Source organism: Spirosoma migulaei (assembly GCF_054776855.1).
On sequence record NZ_BAAHBG010000024.1, the window covers coordinates 1 to 23,254 of the forward strand.

Sequence of the window (23,254 nt, forward strand, 5' to 3'; positions counted from 1 at the left end):
GGGATGGGATGATCAATACCTAATTAGGATGCTACTCAAGATTTAAATGCGTTTAACCTGGAGTTTTACCAGGGTTTATGCTTCGAGTCCAATCGCTCTGGTTGAACTTGACTGAAAAGGCTGCCTGGAAGACCGCTGGCCCAGCACCACAGCCCGGCTCCTTTCGCAGCCGGGCTTTTTTGTGGTATTCATTGTAATCTGTGCTGAAGGCGTGTAAGTTTGACAAATATTTAAAACCTAAAACCTTAAAGCCGTATCAATGTCAAATTTTCGGTTTAAAGCCCTCGAAATCGCTCAAAGTCGTCAAGCCATGGCGGTAGCTGCTCCAACTGAGCGTGTTGGCGATTTTTTTGGAAGTTATACATTCAATAATGAAGTCATGCGGGCGCTCCTCTCGCCCGAAGCTTATCTGAAAGTTACCGAAGCCATTAGTACCAATGGCCAGATTGATCGGGGTATTGCCGATGAAGTAGCCAGCGCCATGAAGTCGTGGGCAACCTCCAAAGGGGCAACCCACTACACCCACTGGTTTCAGCCGCTAACGGGCGAAACAGCCGAAAAACACGATGCCTTTTTTGATATTACCCTCGACGGTAAAGCCGTTGAGAAATTCAAAGGGAGTGCATTGGTACAGCAGGAACCGGATGCATCGTCGTTTCCGAATGGAGGACTGCGGAATACCTTCGAGGCTCGGGGTTACACCGGATGGGACCCCTCCTCACCTGCCTTTCTGATGGACAATGGGGCAGGGGGTAAAACACTCTGTATTCCATCGGTTTTTATTTCGTATACGGGGGAAGCGCTGGATTACAAAACACCCTTGCTGAAAGCACTGAATGCACTGGATAAAGCGGCAACGGCTGTTTGTCAGTATTTTGATCGGAATATCACGAAAGTAACCCCCACACTCGGTCCAGAACAGGAATATTTTGTGGTTGACCGGGCGCTGTTCTATGCCCGCCCTGATCTGGTACTGGCTGGCCGAACGGTATTTGGACATGCTCCGGCACGGGGCCAGCAATTGGAAGATCACTATTTTGGTTCTATTCCGCCACGCGTCAATGCGTTTATGGTGGACTTTGAGTTCGAGTCCATGAAACTTGGCATGCCGGTTCGGACGCGACACAATGAAGTGGCACCGGGTCAGTTTGAGGTAGCCCCGACTTTCGAAGAAGTCAATCTGGCCGTTGACCACAATGCGCTGCTGATGGATTTAATGGAAAAGATATCGGAGAAGCATAACCTGAAGGTGCTCTTCCACGAAAAACCATTTGCCGGAGTTAATGGGAGTGGCAAACACAATAACTGGTCGATGGGGACCAATACAGGTGTTAACCTGCTGGCTCCGAGCACCAAACCAAAGGAAAGTCTACGGTTTCTGACGTTTCTGGTGAATGTAGTAAAAGCGGTTCACGATAATGCCGATTTACTACGTGCCAGTATTGCCTCGGCGGGTAATGAACACCGGTTGGGTGCTAACGAAGCTCCCCCGGCCATTGTCTCGATTTTCCTGGGTGAAGCTTTAACGCTGGCTCTTAATGATCTGGAAACCAAGTCGGAAGTGACCGTGAATAAGGGCGATAACGTGTATTACAAGCTGGGACTCAACCGTATTCCCAGCCTGATGCGCGACAATACCGACCGGAACCGAACCTCACCTTTCGCCTTTACGGGTAATAAATTTGAGTTTAGAGCAGTGGGAAGTTCAGCCAACTCGGCGTCGACTATGACCGTTTTGAACGCCATTGTAGCCGATCAGTTGAACCGATTTAAAACCGATCTGGATGTACGGTTAGCAAAGGGTGAGAAGAAGGAACTGGCTATCGTTGATATTTTAAAAGAATACTATGCCAACAGCAAACGCATCCTGTTTGAAGGCAATGGGTACTCGGACGAGTGGGTTGACGAAGCGGCTCAACGGGGCTTGTCAAACATCAAATCATCGCCCGAAGCATTAGGCGTGTTTGTTCAGCCCGAATCGCTGGCCCTGTTTGAGCGGACGGGGGTTATGAACCACGCTGAGGTTGAATCCCGCTACGAAATTGAACTCGAAAAGTATATCAAAAACGTGCAGATCGAGTCGCGCGTGATGGGCGATCTGGCCATGAACCACGTAGTATCAACCGCACTGAAATACCAGAACAAGTTAGCCGAAACTGCCCGGAATCTGGTTGAGTTAGGCATGACTGCCGAAGCTGAACCGATTAAAGATATCCTGCGTGAAATTTCAACCCGGGTCATTGTGATCAAGAAGGGAGTGGAAGCCATGATCGAATCCCGCAAAAAAGCGAACAATGTAACCGATACTGCCGAACGCGCCAAACTCTACGCTACCGAAGTAAAGGATCACTTTGACCTGATCCGTTACGAAGTGGATAAGCTCGAAGAAGTGGTTGACGATGAAGACTGGCCATTAATAAAGTACCGCGAATTATTATTTGTGAAATAGAGTTTTGACCGATGCCCGTGGTCATAACTTTGTTACTGAACGAAGAAGCTGATTACTTATACGGGAGGATTAATGTCTAGTTATCAGGCGATTACTAACGAGAATGGTCAGCTTTAGAGCTGACCATTCTCGTTAAAAGATCAATGCTAATTTCAATGGTTCACCCATCTGCAATGGCATTTGTAATTTCCACTCCGTCAATAAACACGCATTAACTGAGCGTTTATTGAGTTAAATTCCCAACAACTGTAACGATGCTTTTCGCTCCAATAGTTAGGCTACCATCGTAGTTCCTGATAGAAACAGGGTCAAGATCTGCCATTGCCGACGTTGTATAGCGTGTTACGTTGGATAAATTGCCAGATGCCAAAATCAGCTTAACTAATTGGTCCTCACTCCCCGCGTTGATACATACGGTAACGAGTTGCTGGTTCTTGTTCCTATACGATGATACCAGAAGCCCTTCATTGCTTTGCGTAACCGACGTATTTACCCGCACGGCACCGGGACGTATAAATCGACTGAAATTGCCGAATGCCCAGAGCATCTTCGATGAATAGTAATTGCCGTCCGTTTTCGTTTTGTCGATATAGATCAACCCATCTTTGTAATTGTAAGGCGATATGGCAATCCACCAATGCCAGGCTGAGGCATTTGCATTGACGAGGTCAGTATGGATCACTTTCGCGACGTACAAGCCGGGGTCAATACCAAGTTCTCGTCCAGATCCGTTTATTTCCCCGCTGTTTTCGCCCAGAATGCAGTATTCCGACATCCAGTAGCCAAGATTCGGAACATCGGATACGCTAGTCGCAAGCTGGTTGCGCTTCTGCACGGCAATGTTGTACGGAGAGGTCGTAAAATAACTATGAGCAGAAACCGCCTTCGTGAGGTTCGGTAGATTACCAATATAGTCCGTTGAGGCTTTGTTGAAAAATGAACTGATCTGCTTGCCTTTTCCCTGACGATTGTGCTCTGAATACAGAAACTCAATCTGACCCGCTTCGGCGACATTTATCTGGGTAGCCAGTTTATTGTTCAAAAGGGCGCTACTGAGCGACCGGGTTATACTGGCGATCTGGTTGTTGTAAAAAGGAGTGCCCTCCTGACCCCCATCGCTCCAGTCCCATTGGGGTTCATTGACCGGACTGATGTAATTGAACAAAATCCCGGTTTTGTTGCGGATGCCTGTAATCACTGTAGCCAGAAACCCGGCGTACTGATCAAACTTATCCGCATTCAGATTAGGGATTGCTTTACTTGCATACCCTTTGCCATTGATCGTGTACTGGACGGGTGGGCTGTTTGGGAATGCTAAAAAGGTAGCGACACCGCGTTCTTTTGCAGCCTTTAAAAACCAGACTTGCCCAGCCTGCTTAGACCAGTTATAGGTTCCATCGTTGTTGAGGAATGATTCCGCACGTCGCCATTCATCCTTTATACCACTGCCATTGCCCTGTTCAGCGGTTCCCGCTCCAATGTTAAATCGCCAGAGCGACAAGCCAATTCCCTTAGGTTTTCCATTGGGGAGGGTATCCCTACTGAAGAGCAAATCGGCTATGGCCGTTTTTTTTGCCTCTGGCCATTGACCCACAAACTGGCAGGACCAGGCATCGGAAGCCCCAAAATGATCAATGGTTTGGGCTGTTTTTGCGGGGTCTATGGTAACCGTTATTCCTGTGGTAGCACCTGGTTTCGTCAGGATGTCTGTTCTAGGGCTGGCGTTGCTAACGATAGCAGCCAGCAAAAGGACAAGTACGTTTAAGAGTCGAAAAGAATAAGAATTGGGAAGATGCATAAATGAGGAGGGCCAGATTTAGATTGCCTAAACTAGGATTAACTCATCAATTCGCATACGAACAGCATGTATTTTTACGTAATTAGCTCTTTAGATTCATGAGCTAACCGATAGCCTGTAGCCAATTTACCGACGCTGAGTATCCTGACGGGAGGCCATTACCAATTAAACGGTCAACGTGTCAGCGCGGAATTATCCTGTCCTGGAAAAAGTTGACCATAAACTGGTTCACTAATGGATCCATTTATTGCCCAAAATTGGCCTGTTGACTTGCCCGGTGCCAAACAGACTTGACTGATAAAATTACTGGGGTATTCTTCAGTGAATTGCTAGATCAACTTGGTGAAAACTTACTTCTTAACGTTGTTGTACTCCTGATCCGTTACCGGTTGCATCCACGTTACCCGACCTGTAGCCGTGTTAGGCGTAATAGCGACTTGCCTAAATTCGACCGTTGGCGAAGCTCCATGCCAATGGGGTATGTTTGGTGGACATTTCACCGCGTCGCCTTTTCGGAGGATTTGAATGGGTTTACCCTGCTCCTGATAGTAACCAATGCCGCCCAGTGCCAGCAGTACCTGCCCGCCCGCGTGGCGATGCCAGTGCGAGCGGGCACCCGGCTCGAAGGTCACGTAGCCCACGGGAATATTGATCGCGCTGTCGGGCTCGATTAACTGCTGCACCCAGACGGTGCCGGTAAAGTTGCTGGCTAGTGCCCGCTGGCCTTTTGGAAAAATGGCACCCGCGTCCATCACCGTTGCCGGTTGGGTTTGCGCCCTTACCTCGCTACCGATCAATGAGATCAGTAAACCTACAGCTAGTAAGCCTATCGCGTTGTTTTTCATTGATTTCACTGTAAAAGCGCTCTCCTTGTATATAATTTCACTTACCGTCTGGCTGCTGTAGCCTGCGTCAAAACCAGTCGGCCAGCGTCGGCTTCCGATTTACCGACGGTTGTTTCGATCAGTGCCATCGCCTGCTGTAGCTGGGGTCCGGTCAGGCCCAGGTGCAAACAGATACCCAGGTGGCTTTGCAACATGGGCTCAACGCCCCCGATACTGGTCAGCACCGAAATGGTCGTCAGCTCCCGGTCGGTATAGCTGAGTACATCCCGCTCGAATAGATCGGCAAACAGGTGCTCTTTCAGAAACACGTCGATCTCCGGGCTAAACGCCGAGTACCCTCGCTTCGGCCCGGTTTCGGGCTGTCCACTCAGTTGTTCGAGGACCTTTTTGCCGCGCTCGTACTTCGGTTCGCTGCTGGTAATCGGTGAGGCTTCCCGGCCCACCTTGTCGGTGATGCCCTTTTTCTTGCGTTCGTCCAGTACCGTTATGAACGTCTGTAACCCACGAATACTTCGTGGAAATCCACAATAGGCATATAAATGGACCAGCACTTCCTTGATTTCGTTGACAGTCATCCCTGCATCCAGACCTGCGGTTAGGGCTGGTTGTAGTTTTTGCAGATCGCCCTTGGCGGTCAGGGAAGCAATAGCGACAATACCTTGTTGCTTCGGCGACAAGGTGGTTGGCTGACTCAGTTGGTTTTGCGCGTGGAGCTGGTTAACTGAGATACCCCAACTGACAAGCATACATACTAGAGCGATCCGCATATTAGGTAATAAGGAGATGGTATTCTTTATACCGATGTCAGATTAAACGGTAGCTTCCGGATGCGTTTGCCGGTCAGGTCAAATATGGCATTGGTCAGGGCAGGAGCAAAGGCAGGCAAACCCGGTTCGCCAACACCACCCGCCGGTTCGTCGTTGTCCATGACATACACATCAATGGGTGGAATATCGGTGATGCGGGGCAGTTGATACGAGTAGAAATTCTTGTCTACGGGCACGCCATCCTTGAATGTCACCTGATGCTGGGTAGCGGCTCCCAATGCCATCACAATAGACCCCTCTACCTGCGCTTTGATGGTATCGGGATTAACGTACCACCCGCAATCCATCACCGCCCAGACATGGTCGATTTTTAGTTTTCCGTCCGTGCCTTTTGATACTTTCACCACCTGCCCAACCGTACTGGAAAAACATTCGGTGATGGCCATACCGTACCCATACCCGTCACCTGGTTTATGGGTTTTCCAGCCCGATACCTCGGCCAGTTTGTCAAGTTGCCGATGCAGTCGCTCATCAGGCAGGTGTTCCCGGCGGAAGGCCATTGGATCTTGCCTGGCTTCATGGGCCAGTTCGTCGATGAAACTCTCGTAGGCAAAGCCGTTGGTCGAGGCATAGACCGACCGCCACCACATGGTTGGAATGGGCGTTTCGAAGGGCACATCGGCAATGCTGAGGTTTTTGATGCCGTCGGCATAGGGTTTCAGGAAGCCTTCCGACGTACTCCGATTGGCTTTGTCTTTCGGGCCTCCGCGCCAATGGTCATTGTTTTGACCAGCCATGCGAAGCTTGAAAGCACTGATTTTACCCTTATCGACAACCCCCTCGCACCGGTACGTAATACCGGGTCGATACGGGCCATTCGTTGCATCATCTTCGCGAGTCCAGACCACCTGCACCGGCGCTTTTATTTCTTTTGAGATCACAGCTGCTTCATGCGGATAATCCATAAATGCCTTTCGGCCAAATCCACCTCCCAGAAAGGTCATGTGGACAATTACCTTTTCGCGGTCCAGCCCCATTTCTTTGCTGATGGCATCCTGTACCCACTCGGGTGCCTGGATGGGTCCCCAAATTTCGAGTTTATCGTCCTGATAGTGGGCAATGCAGTTCAACGGTTCCATGCACGCGTGATACTGATAGGGCGTTTCATAGACAACATCGAGTTTCTTAGGTGCCTGAGCCAGAACGGCTGATGCGTCGCCCTGCTGCTTAAACGAAAGCCCTTCCTGCGTTTTTAGGGCTTGCTGTTGGCGTTTGAAAATCTCGTCGGTGTTTAGGTGCTCAAATCCACTATCGTCCCATTCAACTTTCAGGGCTTTTTTTCCCTGCAAGGCGGCCCAGGTCGAGGTGGCTACGACTGCTACGCCCTCACGGTACGTATTAAATACCAGCATTTTGGTCTTGAACACGTGTTTGACGCCGGGTACTTTACGAGTAGCCGTATCATCAAAACTCTTGACTTTACCCCGCAGACGGGGGTTACGTTCCACGGCGGCATAGAGCATACCCGGAATTTCTTTGTCCAGCCCAAACGTGGCCGTCCCATTGGTTTTTAATTTGGTATCCTGCCGAAGCAACGGCTTGCCAACGAGCTTGTAGTCGGATCGCTTTTTTAAGACGACGTTCTTGGGCGTTTCCAGCTTCATCGCGTCTGCCACCAGTTCTCCATAGTGGAATCGCTTGTTGCTGGGCCGGTGAATGACCTGTCCTGATTCGGCATAACAGTCCGCTATCGGCACGTTCCATTTGGTTGCGGCTGCCTGAATCAGCATTTGGCGGGCAGTAGCGCCCAGCGTCAGCAAGTTCTTGTAGGAACCCCGCACGGTTGAACTACCCCCCGTAACCTGATTGCCGTATTTTTTAGAATCCCCTTTGGCAAAAACGATATTTACTTTGTCCAGATCGACTTCAAGTTCTTCGGCAACCATCTGAGGAATGGACTGATAAACCCCCTGGCCCATTTCGGCCCGGTGCGAGAAAATAGTCACCTGGCCGGACGGTTCGATATGGACCCAGGCATTCATTTCAATACCAAAACTATCGGCTTCAGCCGCTTTGATCATTTCGGCTTCTTCGGCATTCGACGGGATATAGAATCCCAGCGAAAGCGCCAGACCGGTCAGGCCCGAGGCTTTCAGGAAATGGCGTCTGGATACGGGTTGTGTGTCCATGTTGATGTTGCTTTTGTTACCGTTGAGGGGCGTAGGCGCCTGTGTTGATCCAGGTCGTCCAGGCTTTTTTAAATTCAGCATGACTCATGGGGGGCAGCGTCCGGCCTTCACCGGGGTTCCAGCCAGCCTTTACCAGGCCATCGTCTGCGTGTTCCAGCAGTTTTTCCACGTTCTTATTCCCATTTTGCTTGGGATCGACCAGTTGTTTGGCTAATTGGCGGGGTGTTCGTCCCTGAAAAACCATACGCATAGTTGCCGGGGGTAAATGCCATTCTGGATTGCCCGGTGGCGTATGCAGACCCGGCGTGTTGGTTGGCTGATGGCAGTTCGAACATTTCATAGCATAGATCCCTTTGCCATCCGTACCCCGACGAGGGCCCATCGTGTGCAGGTGATTGTCGTCGCCCTGGAGCGGTATATCACCCGATGGATGACAGTTCATGCAGCGCGGACTCATCAGCACTTTGTAGACATTGGCAAACGCTTTCACCGACGTAACGCTGTCCCTCCGGACCGGATCTTTTTTGATGGGTGCAACATGGGCTGCTGTGTTCATCGGGCTGGTACTGATCGGATCAGTATGCGTGGTAAACGTAGAGGCCATAATCCCTGTCACCGACAGAAGAATGGCCAGGTTATAGATTGTTCGTAAAGGCATAGACGGACGTGCTTTCGTTTCTGAATGCGTTTATGGAGGTGGCTACCGGCTTTATTGTTGACGACGTAACATTACTCGCTTTTGCCGAGCTTTCGATCCGCTCCACTGGCGGCTACATGAATGGCTTTCCGAATGCGGGGGTACGTGCCGCACCGGCAAATATTGCCCGCCATAGCCGCATCGATATCCGCATCGGTCGGGTTGGGGTTCTCCCGAAGCAGCACCGCGGCCGACATGAGCTGTCCGGAGTGACAGTAACCACACTGGGGCACGTCGATTTGCTGCCAGGCCTGTTGCAGGGGGTGATCGTTGTTTTGAGAGAGCCCTTCAATGGTGACCACCCGCTGGCCAGCGGCCCGGCTCATTTTGGTGACGCACGAACGCACCGCTTCACCGTTCAGGTGGACCGTGCAGGCCCCACACTGGGCGACGCCACAGCCGTACTTCGTACCTTTCAGGCCCACTACGTCCCGGATGGCCCACAGGAGGGGCATCTGCGGATCGACATCCATCGATTGCTCCTTGCCGTTGATCGTTAACTTAATGATTGCCATAACGTTGCTGTTGAGAAAATACATTCAGTTGCCATTATAGTCGTAACAACAGCTCATGCTTGCCGTATGTTTAACCGATTAATCGCCAAAGTTCCTGCTGTTTCTTCAGTTGAATGGTATATAGATTACGGTATTTCATACCAAAATCACTGATTTGGCGGGCACAGGTCAGTAACTCACCCATCCCGGAAAGCTTGAAATTGCCCGATGTTCGCTTTAGGGTTGCCTGATTATCTAGTTGGTGAGATGGTTTTTCCAGAATTCGATGGCGTACTGCATCCAGCCTGCGGCATCGGTGCCTATCCCCGTCCCAAAGCCATGACCAGCCTGGTTGTATCGACGGTATTCGACGGCTACACCCGCGTTTTTTAAATTCTGAACACGCCGGTCCACCGTCATTGCGTTCGCGATCCCATCATTGGCACTAACGGTTATGAATGTCGGTGGAAAATTGGGCGAGTAACTGGACTGGCCGGTATAGGCAATAACAACAGTTGCCGGTTGAGGCAGGTTGCCTACGCCGTAACTGGCTACGCCGTTTAGCGCAATGTTACCAACCATTCGGGCACCTGCCGACCCGCCCCATAAGGAATAACCTTTTGTACTGACACCAAGAGTTTGGGCGTTCTGAAAAATATACGCGATAGCTGCGGCCAGATCTTCGGTGGCAACCTGTTCTCCAATGCGGTACCGGATCACAAACGCGTTCAGTCCTTCTTTACTGATCTCTTCGGCGAGCGGAAAGCCTTCGTGCAGCGAACCTACGTACGAAAAGCCACCTCCCGGACAAACGATAGCGAACGGAGCGCCCGGCTTGCCCCGGTAAAAAAACAAACCCGTTCTAGTTTTGGCCCGATCCGTTTGCTTTTGCTGGTCGGTGTAAACATCGTAAAAGACCTGCTTTTTTGCATCAACATCATCGATCATTCGGTTCAGTGCGCCTACGACAACGTCTGGGTTCACGTGACTGTGGTAGGGCATAAGTGAACCCACATCCTGCAAGCGCGTGTCATAATAACGGGTATTGTCATCCCAGGGCAACAGTAATTCGCCAAAGCCCTGAAAGGCCGAATGAGTGACAATGTCCCGGACGTAATTAGTGGTAGTTAAATGACCTTTTTTAGGTTGTGTTGCCATTCTACCATTGTTTAGTCTACATCCGATCTGGGTGTTGTTGCTACTGACCATAACTCTTTCCGCATCTGTAGTTTGTATCAGAAAGAGTAATCCGACTAGTAATTTCCCCGAGAAGCCAAAGGGCAAAACCAGTGCTTTTGCCTGAAAAAAATCCCAGGGCTGTTTCATATCTATCCAGACAGGTGATAGTAAGGATTACATAGCGGTGTCATGAGGGCGTTGCTCTTAATTACCCACCCGTTTTTGCAGGTGTGCCGGGTAACGATCTCCCTGTACCGGAATCTGGGAAAAGGCAGAATCAATCTGACTAATGTCATCAGGACTCAGTTCAACATCGACTGCTCCACTATTTTCTTCCAGACGGTGCAGCTTGGTCGTGCCGGGGATCGGGACAATCCAGGGCTTCTGCGCCAGTAACCAGGCCAGGGCAATCTGCGCCGGTGTGGCGGCCTTTTGTCTGGCCATATCGTCTAATAGGTCAACTAACTTCTGATTGGCTTTCCGGTTTTCTTCCGAGAAGCGGGGAACCACATTGCGGAAATCGGTCTTGTCGAACTGCGTATTTTCGTCAATTTTTCCCGTCAGAAACCCTTTACCCAGCGGGCTGAACGGAACAAAACCAATGCCCAGTTCTTCCAGGGTTGGTAAGATTTCTTTTTCCGGCTCCCGCCACCATAACGAGTATTCACTTTGCAAGGCGGCCAGGGGTTGTACGGCGTGGGCTTTACGAATCGACTGTACACCCGCTTCGCTCATCCCGAAGTGCTTTACTTTGCCTTCCTGGATCAGCTCTTTGACCGTTCCGGCCACCTCTTCGATCGGCACATTAGGATCAACACGGTGCTGATAAAACAAATCGATGCGGTCGGTTCGTAATCGCTTCAGCGCTTCTTCGGCCACCTGCCGGATTCGTTCGGGGCGGCTATCCTGACCTTTGGTGGAATCTCCCTGCTGAAACCCGAATTTAGTGGCAATCACCACCTGGTCCCGGAAAGGCTGCACCGCTTCACCTACCAATTCTTCGTTGACAAACGGACCATAGGCCTCCGCTGTATCGAAGAACGTAATGCCCTTATCGAACGCGGCACGAATCAAGTTAATCGCATCCTGCTTATCGGTTGCCGGGCCATAGCCATAGCTTAAGCCCATGCATCCTAAGCCCAATGCGGACACCCGTAGGCCACTAGTTCCTACTAATCTTGTTTCCATTATAGTTGATTTATTTCAATAGGTTAATCGTACGCAACCATTTCACTATGTTCGTTTCGGCTTCTTTGGCCTTATCGCCTTGAATAACCAGCAATTGACCGTCCCGTTCCGATCCACCCCGCATCGTAAAACCTTCCAGTATGTTGCTGTTGGGACACAACTGCTTTACCGTCTCGAACGTACTACCTATTCCATAACCGCCATTGCTATTAAACGGGATGATGGTTTTACCGCTGAAATCATACTGACGCAAAAAACTTTTCATGGGCGGGGGCAATTGCATGCCCCAGGTTGGGAAGCCAACAAACACAACATCGTACGTTTGGATGCTGTCAATTTTTGTTTTTAACGGGGGCAGGAAACCAGTCTCATTTTCCTTCGCTACCTGTTCTACGGTAGCCCGGTAGTTTGCGGGGTAGGGGGTCGACAATTCAAGGGCCACCAATGTTCCACCCACATGCTTGTGAATGATGTCCGCTAAGGCCCTGGTATTATTGGTTCTGGACAAATACACAATCAATACCTTGCCTGGCAAGGCGTTGCCGGGCTTTACAGTAGGCTCATCGGTAACCTGAACGCTCTCCGTTTGGGAAGAAGAGCAAGCTCCAATCAACAGAAGTAATGCCAACAGTATGTGCATTATAAAAGCAGTTATTCTCATTCCGGTCGGATGTTTCATGGCGACTAGCGTAGCTAAGCACAAAGGCTATAACTCACCCCAGTGAATGAAGCGTTATCTGTTACTTTTTCGCGGGTGCTTCCACATTCGAGAACGCAAGCACCATTTGCGGCAAACGCTCTCCCTTAACCTCAATTTTGGCTAATTCGGCATTAAATTGGGTTAGCTCATCGGCAGTAAACCGGACATCGGCGGCCCCAACGTTTTCGAGCATGTGCTCCATCTGCGTGGTGCCCGGAATCGGCACGATCCACGGTTTCTGCGCCAGCAGCCAGGCCAGCGATACCTGCGCGGGTGTGGCTTTTTTCTGAGTAGCCCAGCTTTTTACTACGTCCAGGAGTGCCAGATTGTGGGCCACATTCTCGGGCGAGAACCGGGACTCCATGCCGCGAATGTCGCCGGGCGCGTACCGGGTATTGGCGTCGATAGCGCCGGTCAGAAAACCTACGCCCAGCGGACTCCAGGGTACGAAGCCGATACCCAGTTCCTGGCAGAGTGGAATAATGACCTGCTCCGGTCCACGCCAAAGAAGCGAGTATTCGTTCTGAATGGCTGTAACCGGATGAATGGCATGGGCTCGCCGTACGGTTTGCGGTCCGGGTTCAGACAGGCCGTAGTGCAGTACCTTCCCTTCTTTGATCAGGTCTTTGATCGTTCCAGCTACGTCTTCAATCGGAACGGCCGGATCGACCCGGTGTTGGTACAATAAATCAATACGGTCGGTGCGAAGGCGTTTCAGCATGCCTTCCACGACCTCCTTGATGTGCTCGGGTCGGCTGTTCAAACCAGGCAAACGCTGACCGGTTTTCTGGTCGATGTTCCAGCCAAACTTGGTTTCGATCACCACTTTGTTTCGAATCGGGACCAGCGCTTCGCCCAGAATGCGTTCCACCTCAAAAGGCCCGTAGGCTTCGGCGGCATCGAATAGAGTAACTCCCCGGTCAAAAGCCGTCCGGATGATCTTATGCATTTCGGGACGGGAAGGGATCGTCGTCTGATAGGTACGACTCATATTCTGCACGCCAAGACCAATGCTGGAAACCTCCAGTGTACCCAGTTTACGACGTCCAGGTTTGGCGTTTGGGGCCATCGACGCTGGCTGACTCGATGGGTCGGTAGCCGAAAGAGCTTTAGCTTCCTGGCCTAACAAGGTACCGCCTGCCAGCGCCAGGCCCGATTTTAGGATGGTCCGACGAGTTAACTCAGTGTTGGCTTGTTGGTTGTTTGTCGATTGCATGGTTAATAGGTTGCTAATCTGTTGCTGGGTTTACTTATAGGTAGGCAGAAAACGAGATACCTCGTTAATGCTTAATCACATGGGTATCCCGAACACTGCTAAACGTCAGGGCTAATAGTTTCCAGTCTTTTCTTTGTTTTTTATAGACTTCGGTAACGGTAAACTCCACTTTTGCCTCACTGCCCCGAACCGTGGACTCCAGGGTAATGCGGGACCAGATAATGGCCGTGTCGTCAAATAGTTCTACCGCCACATCGTGCACATCCGCTTTTCGGTACCAGATGCTCCCGGTTTTGATAATATCGAGCTCTTCGTCCTTTTTCCAGGTGCCGCTCATATGGACAAATTTTGACTTATCGTCAAAGAGCTGCGCCAGCTTGTCTACATTTTTGTCGGCCATCCATTGCCATTTTTGCCTGGAGAGGTCAATGATTTCCTGCTGGGCTTTCGTGGGGGGTGTAGTAGCAGTGGTTGACGTTGGGGCCTGGGCGAAGGATGCTTGCATGCCCGTAAGCAGTAAACCCAGAGCGAGAATTGATGCTTTCATAGTACGCGATTGATGGAAAGATTAACTGTTTAGTAGTAATTCTTACTTTCTGTAGAGACAATAATGCCTGATTCAGCGCGAGCGGTATTGGTGAGAAACTATTTAACACTTATAAAAGCACGAATCATACCGTCCCCTTTGGTCAGCACGTACAGTTCTCCGTCGTTATCCTCGGCCAATCGTAGGTCAATACGACCTGCCCCCGCAACGGCTCCCCGGCCCGGTAGGCTCGGGTTTCGGCCACCGCGACGCCTGTAAGTCTCCTCCGACAGCGCTCGGACCCGTGTGCCCAGTTCGTGTAGTGGTGCCATGGTGAGCGGATTACTGTCATCGGCGGCCAACACGTCTTTCATGTTGGCATACCAGATACGACCCGTCGTAATATCACCGAACACTAGCGTCTCTTTCAACGCTGGAATTCGCTTCCCTCGATAGACGAAGCCGTTGGCAATCGCATCGCCACCGCCGGGCGTGTGAGGATAGGCAATAACAGCATAGGTAGGCTTCACGGTGCCATGTGTCACCGTATCTGAGACCTGGACAGGAAGCACATCGTCAGCCGGCAATGCCCCCATCCCGTTGCTTGCTGACATACTCTGTGTTCCCTCGCGAAATGGATAGCCGTAATTCGCCCCCTTTTTGATAATCGCCACGGTCTCCCAACTGACGAGGCCAATGTTGAAGGCAAGCAATACAGGTTCGCGTGGACGTGCGGGGTCGACATACCAGGTCAGGCGGTGCGGATTGCGCAGACCATACGCCCAGATTTCCTTTCGAGCGCCCTCAACCGAGACGAAGGGATTGTCGTTGGGAATTCGATAGCGGCCATTCTCACTGACTTTACTCGTCGACACGTGATCGCTCAGTGTCGGAATGATGCGAAGAATCTTTCCCTGGTACGTATCGAGCCGTTGGGCATGCAACCGCATAGGGCCTGGCCGCTCGCCCGTACCAGCGTCCCCAATGCCCAGGTACATAACTCGCCAGTCTGGGTCGCCCGGCCGAGCCGCCGGATTGAATGTGATTTCATTGAGGGGATGAAAGAGCCCCGGTACATACAGACGAAACACCTCACGTGCCGTCCCTTCGAACGTCATATTGCCGAGTTGCCGATCCGTCCACTCTACAATGACCAACTCACGCGCAAACCGCGCATCACTAGCTACTGTCGGCTTGGCCAGTGCCGGTGTGGTGGTGTAGCCTGCCAAATTTAGTCCGGGTAATACACCGGGCTTCGGTATAGCGCTCTCGTCTGGCGTAGTGGCATTTTCCATGTGCAGCGTATAGAAAATGCCGTTTCGCGCATAGTCCGGATCGAACACGAAGTTCATCAGACCCGATGCGTATCCCGTGGAGGCCGCGAATTTGGGGAACAACCCAGCGTGGTCGCCCGAGCCGTTGAAGTTTAGATAGGGCGTGAGTTGTTTGGTCTGCTTGTTAAGGATATAGAGCGGACCGTTCAGGTCGTTGACAAAGAACCGTTTGCCGCCCGGCTCGTCACGCAGGATGCTACCGCGCGCCAGCACTCCAGTGACACGATCTGCCGACATGTCGCCGGTAATCGGCAGCTCAACGTAGTCAGCTAACTCAAGCGTATGCTCCGTGCTTGGTGCGGCAGGTGCCTCGGCTTTCGGTACTACCGCGGTGGTCCCCGGCTGAGCTGACACGAGGGAACGAACATACGCGACCACGTTTCGGATCTGAACGTCCGAAAGGCGACCCTCGAAGGGCGGCATCATACTTGACGGAATTCCCTTTTTGACTGCGGTAAAAAAATCAGCATCGGTCGAACCGTGATCCCAAGTCTGATCGGTGAGGTCGGGCGGCTGCTTTCCGCCCCGCTCCGTGATGATGGAAATCTCGGTGCCCTCCTTGACCGCTCCCTGAGCGCGATCGCCGTGACAGTTGGCGCAATTGACAGCGTACAGACGTTGCCCGTCAGCTAGTGATTTGGGCGATGTCTGCGATCTAACTGATGTCGTAACTGTGGCGACAAGTAGCAGAGACGTCACAAATCCGTTGGCGATCTTCATAAGAAATTGCTTCATTAGATAAAGCGTTGAAATTCGTTCACCGTGAGCACAGTAAAAGCAGAGAGCCTAATTTCTGTAGGCATAATGTTGCCTGGTTCGGCGCGAGCAGCAATCCCGAAACTAGTTTTTGACGGGCCGCATCAGTCTGGAGAAGGAGAGTTGCCCTAACATCCATTTGCCGTTCTCTTTCACAAAAACCTCCGTCACCATAAAGGGATTGACCACTTCGTTGCCGCCTACGACGGCTACCAGATCGAGGTCGCTCAACAGGATGGCCGTATTGTCAATCATATGGAAGGTCGTTGAATGAACCGTCGCTTTCTTGTACCAGATATTTCCGCTTTTTATTACATCCAGTTCCTGGCCCTTGCCCCAGCTGCCACCCATGTGAACAAACATCGATTTGTCGTCAAATAAGGTTGTTAGTTTGTCCACATTCTTGTCAGACATCCATTGCCATTTGTCCTTCGAGAGCGCAATGATTTCCTGTTCTGAGTTCGGCGTTGCCTGCGCGCGGGCAGCTTGTGCGCTTAGCAGCGTAAAACAAAACCCCAGAATGGATAGGGCCAGGAGGTATTTTACCACGGTTGGTCGTTGCATAGGTTTATCGTTTAGGGGTTTATTTTTTGGCCGTATATTCTGCGTCGGTCACTCGTTGCAACCAGATTGTTTTTCCTTTTGCCGGACTGGTGGCCAGGTACGTAACACCCGTAGTCGGGGTGGCTCCGTGCCAATGTTCCACACCCGGTTGACATTTGACCATCTGCCCTTTACGAAGGGTTTGCCGGGGTTTACCCCGTTCCTGATAGTAGCCTTCTCCATCGGTAAAAAGAAGAATTTGTCCGCCTGGGTGAGAATGCCAGTCGAGCCGGGCGCCGGGGGCGAAAACGGCTTGTGCAATGCTGAATGCGAAGGTGCTGTCGGGACCGCTGACCTCGCTTAGCCAGACATCGCCCACGTGGGTTTTGGTGGTCGCCAGCTCCCCTTTGGGAAAGATGGAAGTGTTTTGTGCCATTGCCTGCGTCGAGAGTGTGGCTACGGCTACCAGCATGATCAGTTTACTGATATGTCTACGATTCATTGTTAGGGTGTTTTATTAGTTTAGTTCGCGCTCCCCGGCTAGTTGACTCTAGCCGGATTGTGGTGATTGCTAGCTCTGTAACCAATCACTCCGCAAAGTTCCGTCCTTTAACCCAGCAGAATGGTATATAGATTACGGATATAACTACCAGTTTTACTGATTTAAGCGGACTGCTTAGCAAACTGTAGGACAACTCAACTTAGTGTTCTTTCAATCAGCACGAAACCGCCCGTCTACTGATGGTGATTCTCCTGGATTTATCCTAAGTACAGTCCAGGCCAATGTCGTAGGATAGTTTGTAAAGAACTCAGGATCAATGGATCGACTATTGACTACGATGGGAGAAATGCGCTAGGGAACCAGTAGCTTGGTAAACGAGAGTGCCCCTAATTTCCAACCTGCCTGTTGCTGAATATAGACTTCCGTCACTTCAAATTCAGTGGTAATCTCATGCTCGTTAACTACCGCCAATAAGGTAATTTTAGTCAACAGGATGGCCGTTGAGCCGATGATATTGACCGACACTTTATGGATATCCACTTGCTTGTACCATACGAACCCGGTTGCAATGATCTCTAGTTCACGGCTCTTGTCGAAGCTACCACCCATGTGAACAAACATCGCTTTTTCATCGAATAAGTCATTTAGCTTGTCTACATTCTTGTCGGCCATCCACTGCCACTTGTCTTTGGAAAGGGTAATCAGTTCCTGTTCGATATTCGGGTTAGTTGTCATAAAATAGTTTGTGTTTTAGAATTGAGAGATGACTGTTGAACAATAAAATAGAAAGAGGGCAAAGCGTCAGGCAGAGGCTCCGGAATAAATTATCCCTGATCCTCTGCCTACCGTGTGTCAGTATGTTGTTAGTCAATTTTAAATCCACCCATCCATTTGACCATGGCTGGATCCCGATTATCGAAGAATAGGCTTGCCTTGGTGTCCAGAGTGGTAATGGCTTCCATGTCCTCAGCACTTAACTCAAAATCAAGGCTGTTAAAGTTTTCGGCCATGCGCTCTTTGCGAACCGATTTGGGAATGGCCACCACGCCCCGCTGGGTCAGCCAGCGCAGCACAACCTGAGCGATGGATTTGTTATATTTTTTCCCAATCGAACGTAGTAAATCATTGTGGAACAGGTCGTTTTTGCCTTCGGCGAAGGGGCCCCATGACTCGATCTGCACGTTGTTGTCGATCATGAACTGCTGGGTGTCGATCTGCTGATGGAACGGATGGGTTTCCACCTGGTTGACCGCCGGAACAACCTCATTGTGAATGATCAGGTCAATCAATCGGTCGGGCTGGAAATTGCTGACGCCAATGGCCCGAACCCTACCCGATTTGTAAATCTCCTCCATAGCCCGCCATTCGCCATACACATCGCCAATTGGCTGGTGTATTAAGTACAGATCCAGGTAGTCGAGTCCAAGCTTCTTGAGCGACTTGTCGAAGGCTTTTTTGGTCCCTTCGTAGCCATCGGACTGAATCCAGAGCTTGGTCGTAATAAATAGTTCTTCTCTGTTTACACCACTTTTTTTAATGGCCTGTCCCACGGCTTCCTCATTACCGTATGAAGCAGCCGTATCAATTGATCGGTAGCCGGTGGCAATGGCATCCAGCACACTGCGTTCACACTCAGCCGGATCGGGAACCTGGAATACGCCAAACCCGAGGATGGGCATTTCTACTCCGTTGTTTAATGTTACTTGTTGCATAGGTATTTACTATTTATTGTAATGATTAGTACCGGTCCTTGTCTGATTTTGGCGTCATCGGATATTCGTAGGGCGTGACCCCATTCACCGATATACCCCCGTGCTGGAAGCTGCTGGTGACTCGTTGCTGCATCGTGGTGAACATAGCCGGTGGCGTCGAAAGTTGATCCAGCGAGGCCAGTTCCTCCGCCGAAAGTCGGATATCCAGGGCCGCAACATTCGCCGTCAATTGGTCGAGTGTTCGGGCACCGATAATAGTTGAGGTAACCCCCGGACGACTGATTTCCCAGGCCAACGCAATGGCGGCAGAGGTGGTCTGATGGGTCTCGGCCAGTTCGGCCAGGCGGTCTAGAATGGTAAACGCCTTCTCATCCAGCAGTGACACCATCCCCATCACTTCGCCACGACTGCCACTCACTTGGCCCGCATTGGTCCGGGTGAATTTGCCCGACAACAGGCCTGACTTTAACGGCGACCAGGGCGTCACGCCGATTCCCAACGCCTGGGCCATAGGCAGCAGCTCGTCTTCTACCGTCCGTTCCAGCAGCGAGTGTTCAATCTGAAGGCCGATAAACGGCGTCCAATCCCGTAGCAGGGCCATGGTGTGGGCCTGCGCTACCTGCCAGGCAGGTGTGTCGGAAACACCGATGTAACGCACTTTGCCACTCGTAACTAAATTGTTGAGGGCTTTCATGGTTTCTTCCACCGGCGTGTTCCAGTCCCAATGGTGAATCCAGTACAGGTCTATGTAATCGGTTTGCAACCGACGCAGTGACTGCTCACACTGTTCGATAATCGCCTTGGTACCATTACCCCCTCCGTTTGGGTCGCCCGGATACAGGTTATTGGCAAATTTGGTCCCGATGACCATCCGGTCGCGTTTAGCGGATTCGCGACCAATCGAGTCCCCAATAATCTTCTCCGAATGGCCGTTGTTATACGCGTTTGAGGTGTCTAAAAAATTGCCGCCCAACTCCCGATAACGGGCGAGAATTGCTTCCGCTTCCTGTGGCGATGAGCCAATGCCCCAACCTTCTCCGAAGGTCATGGTACCCAGGCAGAGCGGGCTGACCCGCAGGCCTGATCGACCCAGGGTTACATACGAATTAAGTGACATGAAACGTAATTTTAAGTGAATACGACTGTACTAAAAAAGGCATCAGGAAACCCAAACAGGGTTGATATTTGCCACCCTGTTTGGGCTATCTGGCTTTAGTTGACCAGGCGAATGCCCTTTTGTTTGACAAAGGTCTTGCTGCTTTCTGGCCGGATAGGTATACGGATTACGGGTATACTTACCATTATTACTGATTCGGACTGGCCGACTCACGGGGGGAGGGATTAAGCGTTATTTTTGAGATAGATAAACCGATCATGCTTATGGATACTCCGCACCGCATTGAAACAATCAGAGCATTCAATGCCCTGAGCAATCAGGAAACATTACACCCGCTGGTGAGTGTCGTTGATATGTCAAAAGCAGCCCCAAGGAAGGCGTCCAGTGAATCCGTGGGGTTTTCCATGGATTTCTATACCGTCTTTTTGAAAGAAGTGAAATGTGGTGACCTGCGGTATGGAAAGAACACCTATGACTACCAGGAAGGAACCCTGGTGTTCATGGCACCTGGGCAAGTGGTTACGATTGAAAGTAGTGAAGACGTTTTAGAACCGAAAGGCTATGGCCTGGCCTTTCACCCCGATCTGATCCATGGTACGTCGCTGGGACGACATATGCAGGAGTACACCTTTTTTGGCTATCAATCCAATGAAGCGCTGCATTTGTCGGAACGGGAACGGCAAATTGTCCTGGATTGTCTGGCTCAGATCAACTATGAACTCCAGCATGCGATCGACAAACACAGCAAAAAGCTGATTGTGAGCAATATCGAGCTCTTTCTGGATTACTGCATCCGGTTTTATGACCGACAGTTTATAACCCGGAATCATGTCTATCAGGGCGTTCTGGAGCGGTTCGAAGCCCTGCTTACGCACTATTTTTCAACCGATATGGCTCAACGCAATGGCCTGCCATCGGTCAGCTACTGTGCCGAACAACTGAATTTGTCCGCTAACTATTTTGGCGATCTGGTGAAAAAAGAAACGGGTAGATCTGCCCAGGAGTACATCCATTCCAGGCTGATTGATGTGGCGAAAGAGCGACTTTATGACCGTAATAAACCGATCACTCAAGTCGCTGATGAATTAGGCTATAAGTACCCGCAGCATTTTGTTCGCCTGTTTAAGCAGCGGGTTGGGCAATCGCCCAGTGAATACCGTCGGTCTGCGGGTAGTGAATTTAACGCCCTAAGCGTACATTAATTCAGACTTTGAAATTTTGGGCTATTCCCTGAGCCGACAGAACAACTGCGGCTACAAGCATGGCCGATTTTGGATTGTGCATACTTGTAGCCGTTATGGGGTTTTACTAAGCCAGTTTTCGCTCGCCCAACCATTTGACCATGGCCGGATCACGATGGTCGAAGAAGAGACTGGCGTTTGTATTCAGGCTTTTGATGGCATCCATATCGTCGGCACTTAACTCAAAATCGAGGCTGTTGAAATTCTCTTCCATCCGCTCTTTTCGAACAGACTTAGGAATGGCCACAACACCCCGTTGAGTCAGCCAGCGTAGCACAACCTGAGCAATGGATTTGTTGTACTTTTCGCCAATTGACCGCAATAGGTCATTGTGGAACAGGTCGTTTTTGCCTTCGGCGAAGGGCCCCCATGATTCGATCTGCACGTTGTTGTCGATCATAAACTGCTGGGTATCGATCTGTTGGTGAAACGGATGGGTTTCCACCTGGTTGACCGCCGGAACGATTTCGTTGTGAATGATCAGGTCAATCAATCGGTCGGGCTGGAAGTTGCTGACGCCAATGGCCCGAACCCTACCCGACTTATAAATCTCCTCCATAGCCCGCCATTCGCCGTATACGTCCCCGAAAGGCTGGTGTATCAAGTACAGATCCAGGTAGTCGAGCTGTAGTTTTTTCAACGAAGTTTCGAAAGCTTTTTTGGTCCCTTCGTAGCCATTGGATTGAATCCAGAGCTTGGTGGTAATAAATAGTTCTTCTCTGTTTACACCACTTTTTTTAATGGCCTGTCCCACGGCTTCTTCATTACCGTATGAAGCGGCTGTGTCAATTAACCGATAACCGGTAGCGATAGCATCCAGCACGCTCCGTTCACATTCGGCTGGATCAGGCACCTGAAAAACGCCAAATCCCAGGATGGGCATTGATATCCCGTTGTTCAAAACTACGTGTTGCATTGTACTTACTTAGTTTACAGGGCAAAGGTCTCTTCATTTCTTCGCCCGAATGGTATATAGATTACGGACATTACTACCATTATTACAGATTAATGTTTACCCATCTGGTAGGCTGATAAGAATGCGGTAATTTTGGTGTAGATAACCAACCGTGCTATGGATACCCTGCGACGATTCGAGACAATTGCCGATTATAACGTCTTCAATAATAATGAAACCCTTCACCCACTGGTGAGTGTCGTTGATCTGTCCAAGGCCGATCCCCGACAAGGCTCCCGGATGTATTTTGGCTTTTACGGTATCTTCTTAAAAGATCTCAAATGCGGTGATTTGGTGTATGGCCGTCATACCTATGATTACCAGGAAGGAACGCTGGTTTTTATGGCACCGGGACAGGTGGCCGGTCTAAATAGTAACGGGGAAACCTATCAGCCCAAAGGGTACGCGTTGGTTTTTCATGCTGATTTAATTCATGGGACACCCCTGGGACGACATATTCAGGAATATAGCTTCTTCGGCTACCAATTCTATGAAGCGTTGCATTTATCGGGTCGGGAGCGGCAAATTGTGATGGATTGCTTTTCTAAAATCGAGTACGAATTAGAACATGCCATCGATAAGCACAGTAAAAAGTTGATTGTCGCGACAATTGAACTCTTTCTGGGGTATTGTACCCGGTTTTATGATCGGCAGTTTATTACCCGTGAAACGGCCCACAAAGGCACACTGGAACGCTTCGAGACATTGTTGAACGAGTATTTTCAGACCGACAAACCACAGACGATCGGCTTGCCTTCTGTAACCTATTGCGCGGGTGAATTGAATTTGTCGGCCAACTATTTTGGTGACCTGATCAAAAAAGAAACGGGCAAAACGGCGCAGGAATACATTCAGGCGAAGGTGATTGATCTGGCTAAAGAACGCATATTTGACCAAAGCAAATCGGTGAGCCAAGTCGCCTATGAATTAGGCTTCAAATATCCCCAACACTTTATCCGATTGTTTAAGCAACGGGTGGGACAATCCCCCAATGAGTACCGGATGCTCCACTACAATTAACGTCCAATTCAGACGGGAGGTAAGCT

21 protein-coding genes and 1 pseudogene are annotated in these 23,254 nt (G+C 50.5%); 3 read left to right on the forward strand and 19 right to left on the reverse strand.

Annotated features, from left to right (window positions below):
• The first annotated feature begins 259 nt into the window (after positions 1-259).
• Positions 260-2,449, forward strand: a complete 2,190-nt coding sequence (locus ACYVGO_RS24440; protein WP_460971516.1) for a glutamine synthetase III family protein — start codon at positions 260-262, stop codon at positions 2,447-2,449.
• Positions 2,450-2,672: 223 nt separating this feature from the next.
• Here the strand turns inward: ACYVGO_RS24440 and ACYVGO_RS24445 are convergent, their stop codons facing one another.
• The 18 genes and pseudogenes from ACYVGO_RS24445 to ACYVGO_RS24530 all read right to left on the reverse strand — a co-directional run bounded on the left by ACYVGO_RS24445 (position 2,673) and on the right by ACYVGO_RS24530 (position 20,012).
• Complete coding sequence (locus tag ACYVGO_RS24445) at positions 2,673-4,247, reverse strand: glycoside hydrolase (RefSeq protein WP_460971518.1); 1,575 nt, start codon at positions 4,245-4,247, stop codon at positions 2,673-2,675.
• Positions 4,248-4,597: 350 nt separating this feature from the next.
• Positions 4,598-5,092, reverse strand: coding sequence for a cupin domain-containing protein (locus ACYVGO_RS24450; RefSeq protein ID WP_460971519.1), 495 nt, complete (start codon positions 5,090-5,092; stop codon positions 4,598-4,600).
• Positions 5,093-5,133: 41 nt separating this feature from the next.
• Positions 5,134-5,859, reverse strand: a complete 726-nt coding sequence (locus tag ACYVGO_RS24455; RefSeq protein WP_460971520.1) for a carboxymuconolactone decarboxylase family protein — start codon at positions 5,857-5,859, stop codon at positions 5,134-5,136.
• 26 nt (positions 5,860-5,885) lie between these two features.
• Entirely contained in the window at positions 5,886-8,048 is a 2,163-nt protein-coding gene (locus ACYVGO_RS24460) for a molybdopterin cofactor-binding domain-containing protein (protein WP_460971521.1), read from the reverse strand.
• Positions 8,049-8,064: 16 nt separating this feature from the next.
• Positions 8,065-8,706, reverse strand: coding sequence for a hypothetical protein (locus ACYVGO_RS24465; protein ID WP_460971522.1), 642 nt, complete (start codon positions 8,704-8,706; stop codon positions 8,065-8,067).
• Positions 8,707-8,777: 71 nt separating this feature from the next.
• Complete coding sequence (locus ACYVGO_RS24470; protein ID WP_460971560.1) at positions 8,778-9,260, reverse strand: (2Fe-2S)-binding protein; 483 nt, start codon at positions 9,258-9,260, stop codon at positions 8,778-8,780.
• 234 nt (positions 9,261-9,494) lie between these two features.
• Positions 9,495-10,397: an alpha/beta hydrolase gene (locus tag ACYVGO_RS24475; RefSeq protein WP_460971523.1), complete on the reverse strand. Its 903-nt coding sequence runs from the start codon at positions 10,395-10,397 to the stop codon at positions 9,495-9,497.
• Positions 10,398-10,622: 225 nt separating this feature from the next.
• Positions 10,623-11,606, reverse strand: a complete 984-nt coding sequence (locus ACYVGO_RS24480) for an aldo/keto reductase (RefSeq protein ID WP_460971524.1) — start codon at positions 11,604-11,606, stop codon at positions 10,623-10,625.
• Positions 11,607-11,616: 10 nt separating this feature from the next.
• Positions 11,617-12,246: a flavodoxin gene (locus tag ACYVGO_RS24485; protein ID WP_460971525.1), complete on the reverse strand. Its 630-nt coding sequence runs from the start codon at positions 12,244-12,246 to the stop codon at positions 11,617-11,619.
• Between the two features lie 100 nt (positions 12,247-12,346).
• Entirely contained in the window at positions 12,347-13,522 is a 1,176-nt protein-coding gene (locus tag ACYVGO_RS24490) for an aldo/keto reductase (RefSeq protein ID WP_460971526.1), read from the reverse strand.
• A gap of 64 nt (positions 13,523-13,586) precedes the next feature.
• Positions 13,587-14,069 carry a nuclear transport factor 2 family protein gene (locus ACYVGO_RS24495; RefSeq protein WP_460971527.1) on the reverse strand — a complete coding sequence of 161 codons (483 nt, stop codon included), beginning with the start codon at positions 14,067-14,069 and terminating at the stop codon, positions 13,587-13,589.
• Positions 14,070-14,167: 98 nt separating this feature from the next.
• On the reverse strand, positions 14,168-15,619 hold the full coding sequence (locus ACYVGO_RS24500; RefSeq protein ID WP_460971561.1) for a PQQ-dependent sugar dehydrogenase: 1,452 nt from the start codon (positions 15,617-15,619) through the stop codon (positions 14,168-14,170).
• Positions 15,620-15,748: 129 nt separating this feature from the next.
• A pseudogene (locus ACYVGO_RS24505) lies at positions 15,749-16,117 on the reverse strand (c-type cytochrome); the annotation flags it as partial.
• Positions 16,118-16,222: 105 nt separating this feature from the next.
• Positions 16,223-16,702 carry a nuclear transport factor 2 family protein gene (locus tag ACYVGO_RS24510; RefSeq protein WP_460971528.1) on the reverse strand — a complete coding sequence of 160 codons (480 nt, stop codon included), beginning with the start codon at positions 16,700-16,702 and terminating at the stop codon, positions 16,223-16,225.
• Between the two features lie 19 nt (positions 16,703-16,721).
• On the reverse strand, positions 16,722-17,183 hold the full coding sequence (locus tag ACYVGO_RS24515; RefSeq protein WP_460971529.1) for a cupin domain-containing protein: 462 nt from the start codon (positions 17,181-17,183) through the stop codon (positions 16,722-16,724).
• Between the two features lie 351 nt (positions 17,184-17,534).
• Complete coding sequence (locus tag ACYVGO_RS24520; RefSeq protein ID WP_460971530.1) at positions 17,535-17,918, reverse strand: nuclear transport factor 2 family protein; 384 nt, start codon at positions 17,916-17,918, stop codon at positions 17,535-17,537.
• 128 nt (positions 17,919-18,046) lie between these two features.
• Positions 18,047-18,895, reverse strand: coding sequence for an aldo/keto reductase (locus ACYVGO_RS24525; RefSeq protein WP_460971531.1), 849 nt, complete (start codon positions 18,893-18,895; stop codon positions 18,047-18,049).
• Positions 18,896-18,920: 25 nt separating this feature from the next.
• The gene (locus ACYVGO_RS24530; protein WP_460971532.1) at positions 18,921-20,012 is read right to left on the reverse strand and encodes an aldo/keto reductase; all 1,092 of its coding nucleotides are present in this window, start codon (positions 20,010-20,012) and stop codon (positions 18,921-18,923) included.
• A 263-nt stretch (positions 20,013-20,275) separates the two neighbouring features.
• Here ACYVGO_RS24530 and ACYVGO_RS24535 point away from each other — a divergent pair, with 263 nt between their 5' ends.
• Entirely contained in the window at positions 20,276-21,214 is a 939-nt protein-coding gene (locus tag ACYVGO_RS24535; protein ID WP_460971533.1) for a helix-turn-helix domain-containing protein, read from the forward strand.
• A 106-nt stretch (positions 21,215-21,320) separates the two neighbouring features.
• On the opposite strand, the gene ACYVGO_RS24540 is transcribed toward ACYVGO_RS24535, so the two are convergent.
• A complete protein-coding gene (locus tag ACYVGO_RS24540) occupies positions 21,321-22,169 on the reverse strand; it encodes an aldo/keto reductase (protein ID WP_460971534.1) in 849 nt (282 codons plus the stop codon).
• A gap of 156 nt (positions 22,170-22,325) precedes the next feature.
• Between ACYVGO_RS24540 and ACYVGO_RS24545 the strand changes: the two genes are divergently transcribed.
• Positions 22,326-23,228: a helix-turn-helix domain-containing protein gene (locus ACYVGO_RS24545; protein WP_142773484.1), complete on the forward strand. Its 903-nt coding sequence runs from the start codon at positions 22,326-22,328 to the stop codon at positions 23,226-23,228.
• Positions 23,229-23,254: the final 26 nt, after the last annotated feature.